The sequence below is a fragment of the Micromonospora sp. WMMD975 genome (genome assembly GCF_029581215.1).
Taxonomy (GTDB): domain Bacteria; phylum Actinomycetota; class Actinomycetes; order Mycobacteriales; family Micromonosporaceae; genus Micromonospora.
Genome location: NZ_CP120739.1, coordinates 127,976 through 144,313 on the forward strand (window position 1 = coordinate 127,976; position 16,338 = coordinate 144,313).

The following is a 16,338-nucleotide window of genomic DNA, read 5'->3' on the forward strand; positions in this document are numbered from 1 at the left end:
AATCGGCGACTTTCGCGTGTCTTTGTACCCCCGCAGTGCCGTTGATAGGGATGAACACCCCGAATGGTGGGCTCGCGCGGCGGAGGAGTCGGCGTGGCGATGACTGATTCGACGGGTTCCACATGGCGTTACCGGTGGGCGCACCGGCAGAACGAGCGGCGGCAGCGGGTCTTCCGTGCGGCCGACGAGGCGTGGCGCCGCCGCGACGACCAACTGCGGCGGCTGCGTACCCTCGCGGTGTCCTTCCACGGCTCGGTCCGGGCCGGCGACGGCCTGCCGATGGAGCTGGCCCCCGGCGAGGTGGTCTTCTGGACGCTGCCCGCCGCGCAACTTGTCGAGGTGCGGCACACTGCCGTGCTCCCGGCCCCCGAACTGCTCGTCGACCCCGACCCGCCGGTGCTGCGCCCACGCCGCCCGGAGGGGGTCAGGGTGGTCGACGCCGGGCTGGCCGTGCTCACCAACCGGCGCCTGGCGCTGCTCGGCGGACGCGGCCGGCGCGACTGGGCGTACGGAAGGATGACCGGGCTGTCCCACGACCCGGCCGCGCCGGTCACCCTGATCCAGGTGCTGGACCGACGGCGTACCTCAGGGTTGCTGCTGCCCACCGGCGCGGTGGCCGACTTCCGGTTCACGCTCACCCTGGCCTTCGCCGACGCGATCGAGCAGCGCCCCGCGGTCGTCGCCGAGCTGGACGAGCTGATCGAGGAACACGCGGAGCTGCGCCCGCAGCGACCGGCCGTGCTCACCCCGGCCCAGGCCAGGATCTCCACGCTGGTGCCCGGTGGCCGGCGGACCATCGCGGTCGGCGTGGCGCTCACGCTTGCCGTGCCGGCGATGCTCGTCGAGTCCGACCCGCCGACGCGGGCCGGGTCGGAGCGGGCCGCCGCCGCCACCCCGGCGACCACCGGCACGCCCCCGCCGCCGGTGGTCGCCCCCGCCGTCCAGGTGCGGCCCAGCACCAGCCCGGCGCCCCGTGGCACCCGGTCCGCGTCGCCGCGCGACGACGACCGGCAGCCCGTCGCCGAGCGGCGCTGCGGCGCCCCGACGAACCCCTTCGGGTACGACTACTGCGGCGGCGACCGGATCCGCAAGCCGGCCGCCGGGGTCTGCGAGTGGTTCGAGTGCGTACCCGGGTTCTGGTCCGGTCGGGGCTGGCTGGTGCAGTGCCGCGACGGCACGATCAGCCGGACCGGCGGGCAGCCCGACGTGTGCGCCGGCCACCAGGGACTGCGCCGCACCGTGTGGAGCTGAGGGGTAAGGCGGGGGCCCCGCTTAACGCTTTTGGTATAGGCGGGGCCCCCGCTTAGCACCCCGGACGCGCAGCGGCAGCAGGCCGGCCAGGACCAGCACGGCGCCGACCGGTAGCAGGTCCAGGTCCACCGCGATCGCCACGAACCCGACCAGCACCAGCACCGGCGCCCACACCGGCAGCAGCCGCGTCGCCGCCGCCCGGCACAGCAGCACCAGCAGGCCCAGCTCGAACAGCACCGGCCCGCCGAACAGCACCACGTCCGGGGTGGCCACCGCGTCGGCGAAGCGCGGGAACAGGTCGCCGAGGATCACCCAGACGAACGCGGCGGCGCCGACCAGGCCGGCCAGCGCGGCCACGTCGTCAAGCGTCCGCAGCCGGGTCGAGCGGGTACGCAGCAGGCCGTGCAGCCCGACGATCAGCGCGGCGAACCCGAGCACGCCGAGCAGGAACTGGCCGTGCCCGATGTTCCACGCCCAGGCGCCCTTGTCGCTGTGCCCGTCCAAGTAATCGACTCGGCGCAGCAGTCCGTAGCCGAGCAGCAGCAGCGCGGCGGTCACCGCGACCGGCCGCAACCATCGGTACGCGGGACCGGTCCGGGAATCGAGGAGGCTCATTGCCTCAGCCTGTCCGTCGTCCGTCCGCGGGACAACCGGGAGTCGCCCGAACGCTCCCGGAGGAAATCAGTCGTGTCCCGTAGGGGTGCTCGGTTAGCGTCCGGCCGTGTCCCGCGCCGTGACAGTGGTCCTGGTCGACGACGCCGGCCGGCCGCTCGGCGCGTTGCCCCCGTTCGAGGTGCCGGACCCGTGGTGGCAGCAGGTCGCGTCGATCGTCGACGGCGTCCGCCGGCGGCACGGCGTCGACGTGGCCGTGCTGCGGCTGCTCGACGCCGATCGTCCGCACCCACCCGGCGGCCACGTCCGCTACCTCGCCCAACTCATCGGGGCGCCGGCCGGGCCGGGAGCGGCGGGCGGCGTACCCCTGGAACCGGCGACCGTGGACCGCGCGCCGCATCCGCTGCGCCAGCCGTGGGCGCAGGTCGGCGGCCCGGCCCGCAGCGTCGCCTGGGCCGTCGACGAGCTGCGCCGCCTCGGCCGCCCGGTGACCGCCGTGGCGCAACAGCGCACCTGGAACCTCTCCGCGATCTGGCGCCTGGACACCCCCGAGGGCCCGGCGTGGCTGAAGCAGCTCCCCACCTTCGCCCCCCACGAGCCCACCGTCCTGACCTGGCTGACCACCCGCTCGCCCCTCCGCGCTCGCCCCGTTGATCAAGGAGTTGGTGTCGGAGCTGATCTTCCAGGGACGCGAACTCCTTGATCACCGAGGAGGGGATCGAGGCCGGGCCGGTGGTGCTGGCTGTGGGTGAGGAAGGGCGGGTGCTCCTGGGGGACGTGCCCGGGGAGGACCTCTACGGGGCGGGGGAAGGGGTGCGGGCGGGGGTCGCGGCGGCGCACCACCGCGTGCAGCTCCGGAGCGTGGGGGCGGTGGACCGGCTGGTCGCGGCGGGCGTACCCGATCTTCGGGGGGTGGGGCTCGGTGCGTGGGTGCGGGAGCGGCTGGCCGGGCACGACGTGACGGTGGCCGCGAGGCTGCTCGATGGGCTCGACAAGCGGCTCCGGCGGCTACGCGACTGCGGCCTGCCGGACACGCTTGTGCACGGCGACCTGCACCCCGGCAACGTGCGCGGCGACGACGCCCGGCGGGTGGTCATCGACTGGGCGGACGCCTTCGTCGGCCACCCCGGCTTCGACATCCTGCGCCTCACCGAAGGTCCCGACGCGCCCGCCGCCGCGCGGCTGGTCGACGAGTGGGCCGACCGGTGGCGGGCCGACGCGCCCGGCTGTCAGCCGCGCCGGGCGGTCGACCTGCTCCGGCCGGTCGCGCCGCTGCGGCTGGCCGCCGTGTACGCGATGTTCCTCGCCGGCATCGAGCCGAGCGAGCACCCCTACCACGTGCACGACGTGCCGGCCGCGTTGGCGCAGGCCGCGGAGTTGGCGCAGGCCGCGGACGCGGCGTGACGCTAGACCCGGCGTACCGGGATCCACAGCTCCGCGTCGGCGGTGCCGCCGCCCTCGGCGATCCGCACCTGCGAGATCTCCGGCCCGGGCCGGATCTCGTACGGATTCGACGGGAACCACTGGGTGAACACGTCCCGCCACAGATACTGCAACGCCTGCGGGAATGCGCCGGAGCTGCGGAAGACCGCCCAGTCGCCGGCCTCCACCGGCAGGCTGTCCAGATCGTCCGGCACCTCGGCGCCGGTCACCACCCCGTGCCAGTAGTCCAACTCGGTGCCTTCCGCCCGGTCACCGGCGAGGTCGTCGCTGACGTTGACGATCCCGCGCGGCTCCTGGTCGGACAGCGCCTCGATCCGGCGTACGGTCTCCGGGTCCACGCTCTTGACGAACGCCACGATGTGCGGGTTCATCCCCTCGTGGACCAGCGGCACCCGGGCCTTGCGGCCGGCGAGCCGGAAAGCGTCCTTGGTCACGATTCGGTAGTCCATGCTGATACTCCCTTCGACGACGAGCCGGAAGGACATCCGGGGCTGGGACCGCAGCACCGACCCGTCGCGCCGCGTCTGCGCCGGGCCGACCCCGTGCACGGCCCGGAACGCGCGGGCGAACGCCTCGTTCGAGCCGTACCCCCAGCGGACCGCCACGTCGAGCAGCGACGCCCGGTCGGCGAGCACGTCGGCGGCGGCCAGGGTGAGCCGGCGGCGGCGCACGTACTCCGACAGCGGCATCCCGGCCAGTGCCGAGAAGAGCCGCCGGAAGTGGTGCTCAGACACGCACGCGATCCGGGCCAGCTCGACCACGTCGAGCGGCTGGTCGAGCCGCTGTTCGAGGTGGTCCATGGCCTGGTTGAGCCGATCCAGCACCCGATGCTCCTTCCTGATGACGCCCTCGACGTTAGGGAGCCGGCGGGCCTCCGACCCGACCTCGCCGGACCCGTTCCGGTCGGCTGGTCCTCGGCTGGCGGCAGTGTCGCATCATGGCATCGTGATCATGCGGAAGCGGCACCACCGGAAAAAGAAGAAGGACCGCGGGTGCGACTGCGACCTGCCCGACTGCGACGGGCCGGGCTGCTGCGACCTGGGGCTCTTCTCGACGCTGCTGACCCTCGGCTCGGTGACCGCCGGCGTGGTGCGGACGCCGGCGGTCGACCGGGCCGGGCGGGCCGCCATCCTCGGCTACCGGCGCTGGCTGTCGCACCGCTGGCCGGGGACCTGCCGCTACACGCCGACGTGCAGCGCGTACGGGCTGGCCGCGGTGGAACGGCACGGGTTGGCGGTGGGCGGCCGGATGGCGGCCGACCGGGTACGCCGCTGCCGCCCCGACGTCCCGCGCGGCACCCACGATCCGCTGCGCTGACCGCGCTCGCCCTGCGTGCCGCGCTGTTCCGCGTGCCGCGCTGGCCCGCGTCCGGCGCTCGCCAGTTCGGGGAAGCGGTGGTATCCCGGTGTCGTTGATGCCGCCGTATCGCCGAGTTGGTGTCGGGCCGGTTCAGGGGAGTGCGGTGGGGCCGCCGAAGACGACCGGGACGCCGGGGGAGTGGAGCACGCTCACCGGCGGCCCGTCCGGCGCGGGCAGGCCGGCGGCGGTGACCAGATCGTCGTCCAGGTGCAGCAGTTCGGCACGGTGCAACGGCCACTGCGGATGCCAGTTCGGCAGGTGCCGGGTGCGTCCGTACGCCCGGGTGTGCAGGCCCCAGCGCGCGGTGAGGAAGTGCTCCAGCGGCGTCGGCTCGGGGATCGGCGGGCCGACGCGCACGGTCATCCGGCTGCTCGCGCCGGCCGGGCCGGGCCAGCGGCGGCGGCAGCGGTAGGTGAGCGTGTCGCCGGCGCGGTCCAAGCGCATCGCCGACCACTTGTAGGGCAGGCGCAGGCCGATCTGGGCGACAAGCACCGGCACCAGCCGGGAGGCGTCGAGCGAGCGGAACACCACCGCCCGCCGGCCGGCGCCGTCGACCGAGTAGAGCCGCACGTTCGTCTCCCAGAACGTGCCGAAGAACGGGACGCCCGGCCCGGAGCCGAACCCCACCCCGACCATCCGGAAGCCGATCAGCCCGACGTAGGTGAGCCCGTCGATCGTGTCCGGGCGGGTGCCGGCGGGCAGCAACGGCGCGACCCGCTCCGGCGGCGTCGCCCAGTGCAGGAACGTCAGGTCGTGCCAGCGCTGCGTCAGCCAGGACCGGCGGATGGCGCGGACCGGCGCGTGCTCGACCGGCTCGATCTCCACCGTGTTCACTCCGGCCGGTGGCAGACCGCCTCGACGTTGTTGCCGTCCGGGTCGCGGACGAACGCGCCGTAGTAGGTGGCGTGGTATTCCGGCCACACCTTCGGCGCGTGCAGCACCTCGGCGCCGGCGTCCACCGCGGCGTCGTGGAACGCGTGCACGGCCGCCCGGTCCGGCGCGGTGAACGCGATGTGCAGCGGTGCCGGGACGGCGTCGGCCGGTGCCGGCTCGACCCAGAAGTCGGGCGCGTCGACGCCGTAACCGATCGGGCCCGGCTCCATGATCCGCCGGCCGCCGAGCGGGGCGAGGACCGCGTCGTAGAAGGCGCCGCTGGCCCCCAGGTCGCGCACCGCTATGGAGAAGTGGTCGAGCACGTCGCCTCCCTTGTGATGGTCAATGCCCGTCAGGCTACGAGCCACCTACGACACTCCTGCGCCGACACCCGGATCTTCACCGGAAGGTCGCGCCGCGTCCGAAAAGGATTGGTCACCGACGGTAGGATGCGGATGACACAGTCCGAATCACGGGGGACACATGTTCGAGCGACTGGGCAGATTCGTCGTCGGCAAGGCCTGGTGGGTGATCGGCGGCTGGCTCCTCGCCGCGATCGCGATCATTGCCACCAGCCCGTCGTTGAGCGACATCACCTCGGCCGACCAGGAGAGCTTCCTGCCACACTCCTACGAGTCGGTGCAGGCCACCGAGCTGGCCAGCAAGGCGTTCCCGCAGGCGGCGACCGCGACCGCCACCATCGTGGTCAAACGCGGCGACGGCAAGCCACTCGCGCCGGCCGACGAGGCGCGCGTCGGGCAGCTCGCCCAGGCGCTCAAGGCCCGCAACATCCCGCAGACCTCCGGCTATCTCACCGGCCCGCAGGCGGTCGCGCCGGACAAGTCGGTGCAGATCATCTCCGTCGGCCTCGACGCCGACGCCCCGGACGATCCGGGCCTGCTCGACGCCGTACGCGACATGCGCGCCGCCCTCGGGCCGGACCTGTCCGGCAGTGGCCTGACCGCTGGAGTGGCCGGCGACGTGGCCAGCTTCGTCGACAACGAGGACACGTTCAACTCGGCGTTCGCGATCGTCGGCGTGGCCACCATCGTCCTCATCATCGGTCTGATCTTGATCATTTTCCGTAGCCCGATCGCCGCGCTGCTTCCGGTGGTGGTGATCGGCGTGGTGATGTCCGTGACCACCGGGCTGGTCGCCGCCGCCGGCAAGGCGTTCGACCTCAACGTCAGCCAGGACCTGCAGACCATCCTGCTGATCGTGCTGTTCGGCATCGGCACCGACTACATCCTGTTCCTGCTGTTCCGCTACCGCGAACGGCTGCGCGCCGGCGACGACAAGCGCACCGCGATGATCGTCACGGTGCAGCGGGTCGGCGAGGTCATCACGTCCGCCGCGGGCGCGGTCATCGTCGCGTTCCTGGTGCTGCTGCTCGCCTCGCTCGGCTTCTTCGGCTCGCTCGGTCCGGCACTCGCCATCGCCGTCGCCGTCATGCTCGTCACCTCGCTGACCCTGATCCCGGCGATCGTGTCGCTGCTCGGCCGGTGGGTGTTCTGGCCGTCGAAGGCGTGGCAGCGGACGCCGAAGGCGAGCCTGTCCCGGCGGCTCGGCACCCTCGTCGGCCGCCGGCCCGCCGTGGTGGCCGCGGCCTCCGGCGTGCTGCTCCTCGCGCTCGCCGCCGGGGTGCTCGGCTACAAGGCCGACTACGACTTCAGCGCCGGCTTCCCGCAGGACACCGAGTCGGCGCGGGCCGCCAAGGACCTCCAGCGCGGCTTCGCGGCCGGCGCGCTCGCGCCCACCGAGGTCTACCTGACCACCGGCAACGGCAGCCCCCTCACCGACCAGCAGGTGAACGACTTCGCCGCCGCGTCGGCGAGCGCGCCGGGCGTGGCCCGGGTGCAGCCGGCGGAACGCAGCACCACCGACCCGAGCGTCGTTCGGATCAACCTGCTGCTCGATGAGAACCCGGTCTCCAACGAGGCGATCAGCCTGGTCCGCGACGAGCTGCGGGACGACCTGCACGCCAAGGCGCCGCAGGGCACGAAGGCACTCGTGGGCGGCCCGACCGCGATCTTCGCCGACATCAACTCGGCGAACAACCGCGACCTGTCGGTGATCCTGCCGGTGGCTGCCGGCCTGATCGCGCTGATCCTCGGGCTGCTGCTGCGCAGCCTCGTCGCACCCGTCTACCTGGTGATCGCGGTGCTGCTCAACTTCGCCGCCACGCTCGGCGCGACCGTCTACGTGTTCCAGGGGCTCCAGGGCAACCCGGGCGTCACGTTCCAGCTGCCGATCATCCTCTACCTGTTCGTGGTGGCGATCGGCACGGACTACAACATCCTGATGATCGCCCGACTACGCGAGGAAGCACGGGAGGGCAACGAACCGCACGAGGCCGCCGCCATCGGCGTGGAACACGCCGGCCCGACCGTCGCCGCGGCCGGGCTGATCCTGGCGGGCACGTTCGGGGTGCTGATGCTCGCGCCGATCTCGTTCCTCCAGCAGATGGGCTTCGCGGTGGCCATCGGGATCGTGCTGTCCGCGTTCGTCATGTCGATGTTCTTCGTGCCGGCGTTGACCGGGTTGATCGGGCACAAGGCGTGGTGGCCGGGCCACGGCGACGAGCGGCGCAACGGCGGCGGTGGCGGCGGTGGGGGTGGTCGGCGCACCGAGCCGGAACCGCTCAGCCGGGCCCCGGTCTGACAGGTGGTCCGCCCCGGCGAGTCAGCTCTCGCCGGGGCGGCATCCCCGTGCTTCAGGCGCGGCCGAGGACGCCGGCGAGCACATCCACCTGGGCCGGGTCGTCGGCGTAGCAGTAGAGGACGAGTTCGTCGGCGCCGAAGTCGCGGTACGCGGCAACGGTGTCCGCGAGTTCGTGCGGATCGGAGATCGGCACGCCCCAGTCGTCGCGGCCGTAGTAGGCGGCGACGGCCGAGCGGGCCGGTGCGAAGGCCGCGCCGAGTGCCACGTTCACCTGACAGACGAGCCGGGGCTGGCCGCCGCGCCCGGCGACGGCCCACTCGTCGTGGACCGTGCGTACCAACCTGCCGGCCCACGCGAGCGGTGCCGCGCAGAGGAAACCGTCACCGTGCCGGGCGACCCGCCGCAGCGCCGCGGGCGCGAACGCGCCGATGAGGACCGGTGGCCCGGCCGGCGTCTCCGGTCGCGGGCCGATGGTCGTGCCCCGGAAGGTCTCGCCGCGCCAGATCCGGCGCAACTCGGTGAGCTGGGCCTCCAGCAGCCGGCCCCGGGCGGCGAGGGGCGTGCCGGCGGCGGCGTGATCGTCCTCCCGGCCGCCGAGGCCGATGCCGAGCGTGAACCGACCGCCGGACATCACGTCCAGCGTGGCGACCTGCTTGGCCAGCAGGGCGGTGGCGCGCAGCGGGCCGAGCAGCACTTCCGTCTGAAGCCGGATCCGCGACGTGGCGCCGGCCAGCACGGACAGCGCGACGAGCGGTTCGGGATTGTGGTAGGCGAGCCGGTCGAGCAGGGCGAGCGTGTCGAACCCGCACGACTCGGCGCGTCGTGCCCAGTCGGTGAGGCGGCGCGGATCGCTGATGGGGAGGCCGAGACCGAGTTCCATGGTTGTGCTCCTGGAGATGGGCAGCGTGCAACGACTGTCGCCCTCTCCTCCCGCACGTGGGGGCGGGTCCCCGGCCCTTACTGCGACACATCTCTTGAGCCGGGAATTGGAGTTCCGGTGCAAAGGCTACCGCGCGCTCGGCCGTCGTCACGTGCTGCTGTTTCGCGCGTTTATTGGCGGTTCGGGGTGTCGTCATCCGGCGAGATCGCCGTTGTGGTTGAGTACGCCCGGTACGCGGTGGCCCACAGCCAGGGAGACGGGATGACCGACGGCATCCGAGAGATCGAGGTCAAGTATCGGGTCACAGAGCCCGCCGCGCTGATCCGGGCGCTCGCCGTCCGAGGAGTCGACCTTTCAGCGGCATCGCACCAGGACGACCAGGCATATGCGGCAAACGGTTGGAGCTACGGGCAGAGCAAGCAGGGCAGGGCCTTCGCCCGGCTGCGTACCCAGAACGGTCGGCATCTGTTCTGCGTCAAGACGCCGCTCGACAACGAACTCGCCTGCCAGGAACACGAGACCGAGGTGCTCGGCCGCCGCGAGATGCACGCGGCGATCCTGGCCATGGGCTTTTACCCGACGGTACGGATCGTGAAGACCCGCCGTACCGCCCGGCTCGACGACATGGTGCTCTGCCTGGACGAGGTGGACGGGCTCGGAGCCTTCTTCGAGATCGAGGTGATGGACAGCAGCGGCCAGCCGGCGCGGCAGGTGCAGGCGGAGTTGGATCGGTTCGCCCGCTCCCTCGGTGTTGAGTTGGAACGCAGCACGGAAAGCTACGACTCACTGATCAGGTCAGCGTCGGCGGTCGCGGTCTGAGCATCCGACACATCGGCGTGGGTTCGCCTTATCTCACCGAGCAGCGCGGCGGCGATCTGGCCCGGGAGTTGCTCTCCGACGTCGTGCACGTGCACCCGGAAGCCGGCCTCATTCAGCTCGGTAGCCACCTGCGCGTACAGGTCACGTTCCTGCCGGCCCACCTCCGGTCCGCCCCGATGAAAGCGGCTGTGAATTCCGCGCTCCGCCGCGCGAGTCCGGGACCGGGTCGGGTCACCGGTGAGGATGATGGTCAGATCAGGGCGATCGGCATGGCGGTTGAGTAGCCAGATGTAGTCGATTTCGACCCGGTCGAGTCGTTGCAGCACCAGCGAGGTGGGCAGGTAGCGGTCGCAGACGACGACCTTCCCGGCCCTGAGGGCTGGCCGGATTTCCGTCTCCAGGTGATGGTAACGATCGGCGGCGACGAGGCACGCGAGCGCCAGGCCGTGGTACTCGTCTGTGCCGTGACGGGCCGTGTGGCCGAGCGCCGAACTGCTCGGTTCCTTCGTTGGGTGCACCGGCCAACCTTCATCGGCGAGGAGCCGGACGAGCAGCGCAGCGATGGTGGTTTTCCCAACTCCGCTCGGACCGTCGACAACGACGAACAGGCCGGTCACGACCGCACCAGCCGATCATGCTGAGCCCGAGCCAGCTCGACCAGCTTTTGCCGAACGTATGCGACCGCTACCTCACCGAACTGGAGGTTGACCGAGAAGTTGAACTCATCCCGCTCCCGCATTGCTTCGTCCAGTCCGTTGTCGGTGAGGTCGACCGCGGCGTAGTCCAGGAGCCGCTCCGGGTCGTAACGGCCGGTAGCGAGCAGCCGGTTCCACTCGGGTGTACCCGGATATGGGCGGAACTCGAAGACGCTGGCCCGGAACCGACCCGGCGCGTCATCGGTGATTTCCCACAACTCGTGGACGTGCCGAACCGTGGCGTCCAACTCCTCGCGGGTCTCGGTCGGCAAGCCGAGAATGAAGTAGCCCTTGACTCCGATGCCGGCCTTCGTGAGTCGGCGTACCACCTGCCGTGTCAAGTCCGGGTTGATCCGCTTGCCGATGTGGTTCAGCACCCGCTCGCTACCGGACTCGATGCCCAGAGCCACCTCGCGGCAGCCGTTAGCCGCCAAGGTCTCGACAAGCGCGTCGTCGGCGCGGGCAAGGACGTTGATCCGGCCGGTCGCGTCCCAGATGTACCGACTGCCCACGTCGACCTCGGTGAAGGCCGCCATGCAGCGGCGGATGAACCGTTCGTAGCCGAGGAAAAGGTCGTCGACGAACCGGAAGGCGGTCACCCCGAAGCTGGCATGCAACTGGTCCATCTCAGCGACGATGTTCATCGGGTCCCGGGTCCGAATGGTCACATCAGGATTCGCGCTGACCGCCGCGCCGCAGAAGGAACAGTCGTATGGGCATCCCCGAGCGCCCACCATTGCCGCTTCCAGAGGACCGCCCGCCGGTTGGTAGGGGTCGGCGGCGAAGAATCGGCGGTCGACGAAGGGCAGCGCGTTGATGTCCGGCGCCAGGTGTCCCATCGAGCCGGGCATGCCGCCCGTCACCGGCGTTCGGAGAATCGGGTCGCGCCACATGACGCCGGGCAGTCGCGACCGGTGGCCGCGGTCGTGCAGCAGCTCCACGACTCGGCTCTCCGCCTCACCCACGACGAGCGCTTCAAGCTGGCGGAACCGATCATCCCCGATGACCGCCTGCGGCATGGCCTTGGCTTGGTGACCGCCCACCATCACGTGGATGGCCGGATCGATCCCCGCGGCGATGCGGGCGCTCAATTCGTAGGTCGGCGCCAGGAGATTGAAGCCCGCCCAGCGTGGTGCCGCTTCGTCGATGATTCCGATGATCTGCTCGATGCCGAGACCCGACGCCTCACCGTCGAGAACCCCCACGTTGAAGCCATCAGCCGCTGCAGCCGTGGCGATGTATCCCATCCCCAGGACCGGCAGCGTGAAGTCATTGACCCGTGGCCGCAAGGCGTAGTCTCGCAGCGGCGCGTTTACCAAGAGCAGATCGAGCGGGGCCCCCGACCGGCTGCCGAGGATCGGTTGTTCACACTGCTCCGACCTGCCGGCATCCGAAAGCGAGCGTGAGGAGGGTGTACGCGCCGAGTTGGTCACCGGTCACCCGCCGCCAATGTGCCGCGAACGTCGAGTCGTCAGCGGGCCAGGCGGTGCCAGGGTCGGCGTGGCGGGCCCAGGTGCGCACGGCCAGGTCGCCGTAGGGATAGAGGGTCCAGTCGTTGCTCCAGTCGGCCACGGCAGCGCCAGCGCTCCACGGCCCAACACCGGGGATGGTCTGAAGCTCCTTGACCAGGACCGATGGGGCAAGGCCCGTCCACTGTTCGGCACGTGCCATGAATGCCTCAGCCGCGTGCCGCAGTGGTCGGCGCTTGAAGGCCATCCCACTCTCAGTGAAATCACCATCGCTCAGAGTTAGCACATGCTCCGGGGATGGGAAAGCGCGGATGTCCGTCTCATCGGATCGTGCGACGGTGGGTCCGAAGCGGTCGCAGAACTCGCGATAAAGCTTCCGTGCCTGCCCAGCTCGAATGACCTGACGGACGATGGCGGTGGCCAGTGCGTCCCAGAGGCTCGGGTTTCGGAGCCTAGCTACGTCACCGAGCTCTGCCAAGGAGGCGTCAAGGACCGTGGCCTGCGACCGGGCCGATAAGGAAAGCCGGAAGACCTCTGTGGCCGGCGTCGGGTCATCTCCCGAGAGCGTTGTCCAGGTCAGTTCCTGCCCATGCGCCTCGACCAGCCAAGACGTTTCGTTGTCCGCGGTCAGGAGGCGCACGTGGCGACCATAGACGGACCGCCACCCCGGGTGGTCGGTCATGAGTGAGTCGAAGCCCACGCCGCCTCCTACCGGCTGACAACTTGGCGATTGTGTCAGCTCGATCAACGACCGGGGTAATGGCTCGCCGGCCCCTGTCATCTGTTTACGCCGCGATTGTCCGGGCGGCGGCGTACGTGTCAGCAGGCAGCGCATGCCCCAGCTCCCAGAGAATCCGCATCGGCCGGTCGCCACTGTGCTCCTGGTACGTCATCGGCCCGGCGTACAGGTACGGCGGCGCGCCCAGGTCGCGGTCACTGACCCGGGTCTCCCGCACGAACAGGTGCACCGTCGACCCCTGCGCGACGTGGTTGACATACCGCCGCCCGGTCGCCGAACCCGCCGAGGTCGTGCTCTGTGACTCCCACTGGAACAGCCGCTCGGTGATGGCCCGGTCCGCGTACATCGTGGTCGGGGAGTAGTGCTCCGCCGACTTCACAAGCGTGACGAAGAAGAGATCGGCCTTTTCCGCAGGCAACCACTTCACCCCCTCACGCAGCGAACCCGGATTCGCCATGCCGAAAGCAGCGCACGCCTCGTTCCGGCTGTAGCGTGCGTGCACCCGCAGCGGCACCCGCTCCGCAGCCGGCCGCTCGGTAACCCGATGAATCCGATCGCGCAGCACAGCCGCGACCTGCCGCAGCTCCGCGCAGCGCGCCGGCTCCGCCCACAGCCGCTTGAGCCGCGCATCGCGCTCGGCCAACGGCACCGCCGGCCCCCAGAGGCTGAAGTGCAGCATGTCCAACAGCCGCCCACCAGCGGGCGATTGACCCGCTGCCACCTGGCAGACGAGGTCCAGCCGATCGACGTCGTCCACGTGCAGCATCCGACCGATGGCCCGACCGAGGTCACGATCATCCGGGCCGCCAAGTGCAGGATCGAGACCGGCGAGGCGGCGCAGTCCCGCCCAGCCGCCAACAGCAGACGACCGGTACACGTCCTCGATCTCCAGGCCGGTTTCCCGCAGGAAGTCGGACAGGCTCACATCACCGAGCTGCCGCAGCTCCGCCGCCAGCGCGTTCTTCGACGTCGGCAGCGCCGATTTCAGGTTGGCGAGCACGATCTCCTTCGCCACCCGGTCCAGCTCGATGTGGCAACCGCTCGGCAGCGACGGGAAGTCCTCGCGTACGGCCGCCTCGACGGCCCGCCGGCTCACCCCGGCCAGCGCCCGCCACCGCATGTCGAAGCGGAAGTTGGCGTGCTGGCCGCCGATGAAGTCGAGCACGGTCAGGCACGGCTTGTCGTCGTCCAGCCGCAGCCCGCGGCCGAGCTGTTGAAGGAAGATCGTGGCGCTCTCGGTGGGCCGCAGCATCAGGATCGTGTCGACCATCGGCAGGTCGACGCCCTCGTTGAACAGGTCGACCGTGAACAGCACCCGCAGCTCACGCTTACGGAACCGGTCGATAAGCGTGTGTCGTTCGCCGCGATCGCGCGTCGATGTCACCGCCGCCGCCGGTACGCCGTGCCTGGTGAACCAGTCGGCCATGAACTCGGCGTGCCCGATGCTGACGCAGAAGCCGAGCGCCCGCATCCGCCCCACGTCGGCGATCCGGTGGACCGCTTGCAGGATGAGCCGCGCCCGGGCGTGGTTGCCGGTGTAGACGCCGTCGAGATCGGCCTTGTCGTAGCCCTGCCCGCGCTTCCACCGCACCCGCGTCAGATCCACCTCGTCGTGCAGCCCGAAATATTGGAACGGCGCCAACAACTGCCGCTCCAACGCCTCCCACAGGTGCAGCTCCACCGACGCGCGACCGTCGAACCACCGGCGCACGTTGCCGCCGTCGCTCCGGTCGGGGGTCGCCGTCAATCCCAGGAGTACGCGCGGCCGAAGCCGCTCCAGCAGCCGCGTGTACGTGGGTGCCTCGGCGTGGTGGAACTCGTCGACGATCACCATGTCGTACGCCTCGGGGTCGATCTCCTGCCGGTGCAGCGACTGGATCGAGGCGAAGATGTGCCGTGCCTGCCGTGGCCGCTCGCCGCCGACCAGCATGTCGCCGAAGCTGCCGTCACCCACGACCTGACGGAACACGGATCGGCTCTGCCGCAGGATCTGCTCCTGGTGCGCGACGAAGAGCAGCGAGTCGACGTGCCCGTCCCGCTGAAGCCGGCGGTAGTCCAACGCCGCCACCACCGTCTTGCCGGTGCCGGTCGCCATCACCACCAGGTTCCGCCAGCGCCCGTGGACCACCCGCTCGGCGTCGAGGTCGTTCAAGATCTCCTGCTGGTACGGGAACGGCCGGACGTCCAGGTTCGCGATCTCGGTTGGTGCCTCGTCGGCGCGCTCCCCGCGCAGCGCGACGCGCAGCCGCTCGGCATCCCTGGCCGGGTCGTACGTCTCGAACGCCGAGTCGTGCCAGTAGTCGGCGAACGTCGCCTCGAAGGTGTCGATGACGTGCGGCTGCTCCAGGTTCGAGATGCGTACGTTCCACTCCACGCCGTCGACGAGCGCGGCCTTCGACAGGTTGGACGAGCCGACGTACGCGGTGGTGGTGCCGTTGTCGCGTCGGAACAGCCACGCCTTGGCGTGCAGGCGGGTGGTCCGCGTCTCGTAGGACACCTTGACCTCGGCGCCCAGCTCGGCGAGCCGATCGAGCGCTCGCTGGTCGGTGGCACCCATGTACGTGGTGGTGATGACCCGGACGCGGCCACCCCGGGCGATGAGATCGGTGATCGCCGGCTCGATGATGCGCAGCCCGTGCCATTTGATGAAGGCGCAGAGCAGGTCGACCGCGTCCGCCGAGGCCATCTCGTGGCTGACCTCGTGCCCGATCCGCGGTTGGTGCCGGCCGTTGACGAGCAGCGCGCCGGTGGACAGCGGCGTGGAGGGGCGGATCGGGAAGACCGGCGTGGCCGGCGGGATGGGTGGGGCGGCGATGGCGTGCAGCAGGCGTTGAGCGTCGGCCACCTGGTCGTCGGTGCTGACGGCACGAGGCTCGGCCTGCGCGATGTGCGCGGCGATGCGGTTCGCCAGGTCCACCTGCCGGGCGAGCTTGCTCTCCCCGCCGCCGACGGCGAGTAGCGCACGTCGCGCGAGGGCGGCGAGGTGGCGGGCGAGTACGTCGTGCGAGTCGGCCGGGTCGAGCTTCTCGTCCTGGACGAGCGAGCGGTCAACGCCCTGGAGCCATTCGGAGAGATGATGCGTTATAAGGCTTTCGTAAATGCCATGCTTAAGCTTCCTCACTGAGCCAAGCTACCAAGTAATGCGAGAGTGGGTAGCAGAGGCATATGGCAAATGTCCGTTTCGGAGTCAATGTGCAGCTATGCGTTGCTTCAGTTGACTCTCTCCTTTGGGGAGCTCATTCGACCGAGGCTCATATTATGTCAATAACCCGACACTAAAAAGTCCCTTGCTCCTTAGGTGATTGATGGCGATACGACGGTCATTCATGGTTGAACCGCGTCATGCCCTGCCGCTTACCAGCAGAAACGGGCAGCCTGGGTGCAACGCTCGCTTGAGGGCTTCTACGGTAGGTAGCGAGGCATTGGCAAATGTCGCGGGTAGACATTGTGCATTCTAAGATCCAGGTCCCGCCAGCAGGACCCTCTGAGGTAAGGTCAGGACAACCTGTGGGAGGTGAAGCGAGTGTTGGTTCCTCG

General features: G+C 70.4%; 15 protein-coding genes. 6 read left to right on the top strand and 9 right to left on the bottom strand.

What is annotated here, in order from left to right; genetic code table 11:
• Positions 1–93 precede the first annotated feature (93 nt).
• The gene (locus O7613_RS00560) at positions 94–1,251 is read left to right on the top strand and encodes a hypothetical protein (RefSeq protein ID WP_282291401.1); all 1,158 of its coding nucleotides are present in this window, start codon (positions 94–96) and stop codon (positions 1,249–1,251) included.
• Between the two features lie 21 nt (positions 1,252–1,272).
• On the opposite strand, the gene O7613_RS00565 is transcribed toward O7613_RS00560, so the two are convergent.
• On the bottom strand, positions 1,273–1,866 hold the full coding sequence (locus tag O7613_RS00565) for a hypothetical protein (protein ID WP_282291402.1): 594 nt from the start codon (positions 1,864–1,866) through the stop codon (positions 1,273–1,275).
• A 106-nt stretch (positions 1,867–1,972) separates the two neighbouring features.
• Here O7613_RS00565 and O7613_RS00570 point away from each other — a divergent pair, with 106 nt between their 5' ends.
• Positions 1,973–2,566, top strand: a complete 594-nt coding sequence (locus O7613_RS00570; protein ID WP_282291404.1) for a hypothetical protein — start codon at positions 1,973–1,975, stop codon at positions 2,564–2,566.
• A complete protein-coding gene (locus O7613_RS00575) occupies positions 2,563–3,267 on the top strand; it encodes an aminoglycoside phosphotransferase family protein (protein ID WP_282291406.1) in 705 nt (234 codons plus the stop codon). The genes O7613_RS00570 and O7613_RS00575 overlap by 4 nt, the downstream gene beginning before the upstream one ends.
• Before the next feature lie 2 nt (positions 3,268–3,269).
• Here the strand turns inward: O7613_RS00575 and O7613_RS00580 are convergent, their stop codons facing one another.
• Complete coding sequence (locus tag O7613_RS00580; protein ID WP_282291408.1) at positions 3,270–4,130, bottom strand: AraC family transcriptional regulator; 861 nt, start codon at positions 4,128–4,130, stop codon at positions 3,270–3,272.
• Between the two features lie 127 nt (positions 4,131–4,257).
• On the opposite strand from O7613_RS00580, the gene yidD reads away from it, so the two are divergent.
• A complete protein-coding gene (yidD, locus tag O7613_RS00585) occupies positions 4,258–4,623 on the top strand; it encodes a membrane protein insertion efficiency factor YidD (RefSeq protein WP_281590482.1) in 366 nt (121 codons plus the stop codon).
• A gap of 132 nt (positions 4,624–4,755) precedes the next feature.
• Here the strand turns inward: yidD and O7613_RS00590 are convergent, their stop codons facing one another.
• The gene (locus tag O7613_RS00590) at positions 4,756–5,490 is read right to left on the bottom strand and encodes a DUF2071 domain-containing protein (protein WP_282291409.1); all 735 of its coding nucleotides are present in this window, start codon (positions 5,488–5,490) and stop codon (positions 4,756–4,758) included.
• Positions 5,491–5,495: 5 nt separating this feature from the next.
• Positions 5,496–5,861, bottom strand: a complete 366-nt coding sequence (locus O7613_RS00595) for a VOC family protein (protein WP_282291411.1) — start codon at positions 5,859–5,861, stop codon at positions 5,496–5,498.
• A gap of 160 nt (positions 5,862–6,021) precedes the next feature.
• Between O7613_RS00595 and O7613_RS00600 the strand changes: the two genes are divergently transcribed.
• A complete protein-coding gene (locus O7613_RS00600) occupies positions 6,022–8,199 on the top strand; it encodes an MMPL family transporter (RefSeq protein WP_282291413.1) in 2,178 nt (725 codons plus the stop codon).
• A 52-nt stretch (positions 8,200–8,251) separates the two neighbouring features.
• Here the strand turns inward: O7613_RS00600 and O7613_RS00605 are convergent, their stop codons facing one another.
• Entirely contained in the window at positions 8,252–9,079 is an 828-nt protein-coding gene (locus tag O7613_RS00605) for an LLM class flavin-dependent oxidoreductase (RefSeq protein ID WP_282291415.1), read from the bottom strand.
• A 261-nt stretch (positions 9,080–9,340) separates the two neighbouring features.
• Here O7613_RS00605 and O7613_RS00610 point away from each other — a divergent pair, with 261 nt between their 5' ends.
• Entirely contained in the window at positions 9,341–9,898 is a 558-nt protein-coding gene (locus O7613_RS00610) for a CYTH domain-containing protein (protein ID WP_281584756.1), read from the top strand.
• Here O7613_RS00610 and tmk read toward each other — a convergent pair.
• From tmk to O7613_RS00630, 4 genes are all read right to left on the bottom strand, one after another.
• Positions 9,856–10,515 carry a dTMP kinase gene (gene tmk / locus O7613_RS00615; RefSeq protein WP_282291419.1) on the bottom strand — a complete coding sequence of 220 codons (660 nt, stop codon included), beginning with the start codon at positions 10,513–10,515 and terminating at the stop codon, positions 9,856–9,858. The two genes, O7613_RS00610 and tmk, sit on opposite strands and share 43 nt — an antisense overlap.
• Entirely contained in the window at positions 10,512–12,026 is a 1,515-nt protein-coding gene (locus O7613_RS00620; protein ID WP_281584754.1) for a radical SAM protein, read from the bottom strand. The genes tmk and O7613_RS00620 overlap by 4 nt, the downstream gene beginning before the upstream one ends.
• Positions 11,959–12,702, bottom strand: coding sequence for a hypothetical protein (locus tag O7613_RS00625; protein ID WP_282291421.1), 744 nt, complete (start codon positions 12,700–12,702; stop codon positions 11,959–11,961). The genes O7613_RS00620 and O7613_RS00625 overlap by 68 nt, the downstream gene beginning before the upstream one ends.
• A gap of 145 nt (positions 12,703–12,847) precedes the next feature.
• Positions 12,848–15,922, bottom strand: a complete 3,075-nt coding sequence (locus tag O7613_RS00630) for a DEAD/DEAH box helicase (RefSeq protein WP_282291422.1) — start codon at positions 15,920–15,922, stop codon at positions 12,848–12,850.
• Between the last annotated feature and the right edge of the window lie 416 nt (positions 15,923–16,338).

Excerpts from the sequence above, each read along its gene's own strand:
- O7613_RS00565 (WP_282291402.1), bottom strand. The coding sequence starts at position 1,866 with ATGAGCCTCCTCGATTCCCGGACCGGTCCCGCGTACCGATGGTTGCGG.
- yidD (WP_281590482.1), top strand. The coding sequence starts at position 4,258 with ATGCGGAAGCGGCACCACCGGAAAAAGAAGAAGGACCGCGGGTGCGAC.
- O7613_RS00600 (WP_282291413.1), top strand. The coding sequence starts at position 6,022 with ATGTTCGAGCGACTGGGCAGATTCGTCGTCGGCAAGGCCTGGTGGGTG.
- O7613_RS00605 (WP_282291415.1), bottom strand. The coding sequence starts at position 9,079 with ATGGAACTCGGTCTCGGCCTCCCCATCAGCGATCCGCGCCGCCTCACC.
- O7613_RS00610 (WP_281584756.1), top strand. The coding sequence starts at position 9,341 with ATGACCGACGGCATCCGAGAGATCGAGGTCAAGTATCGGGTCACAGAG.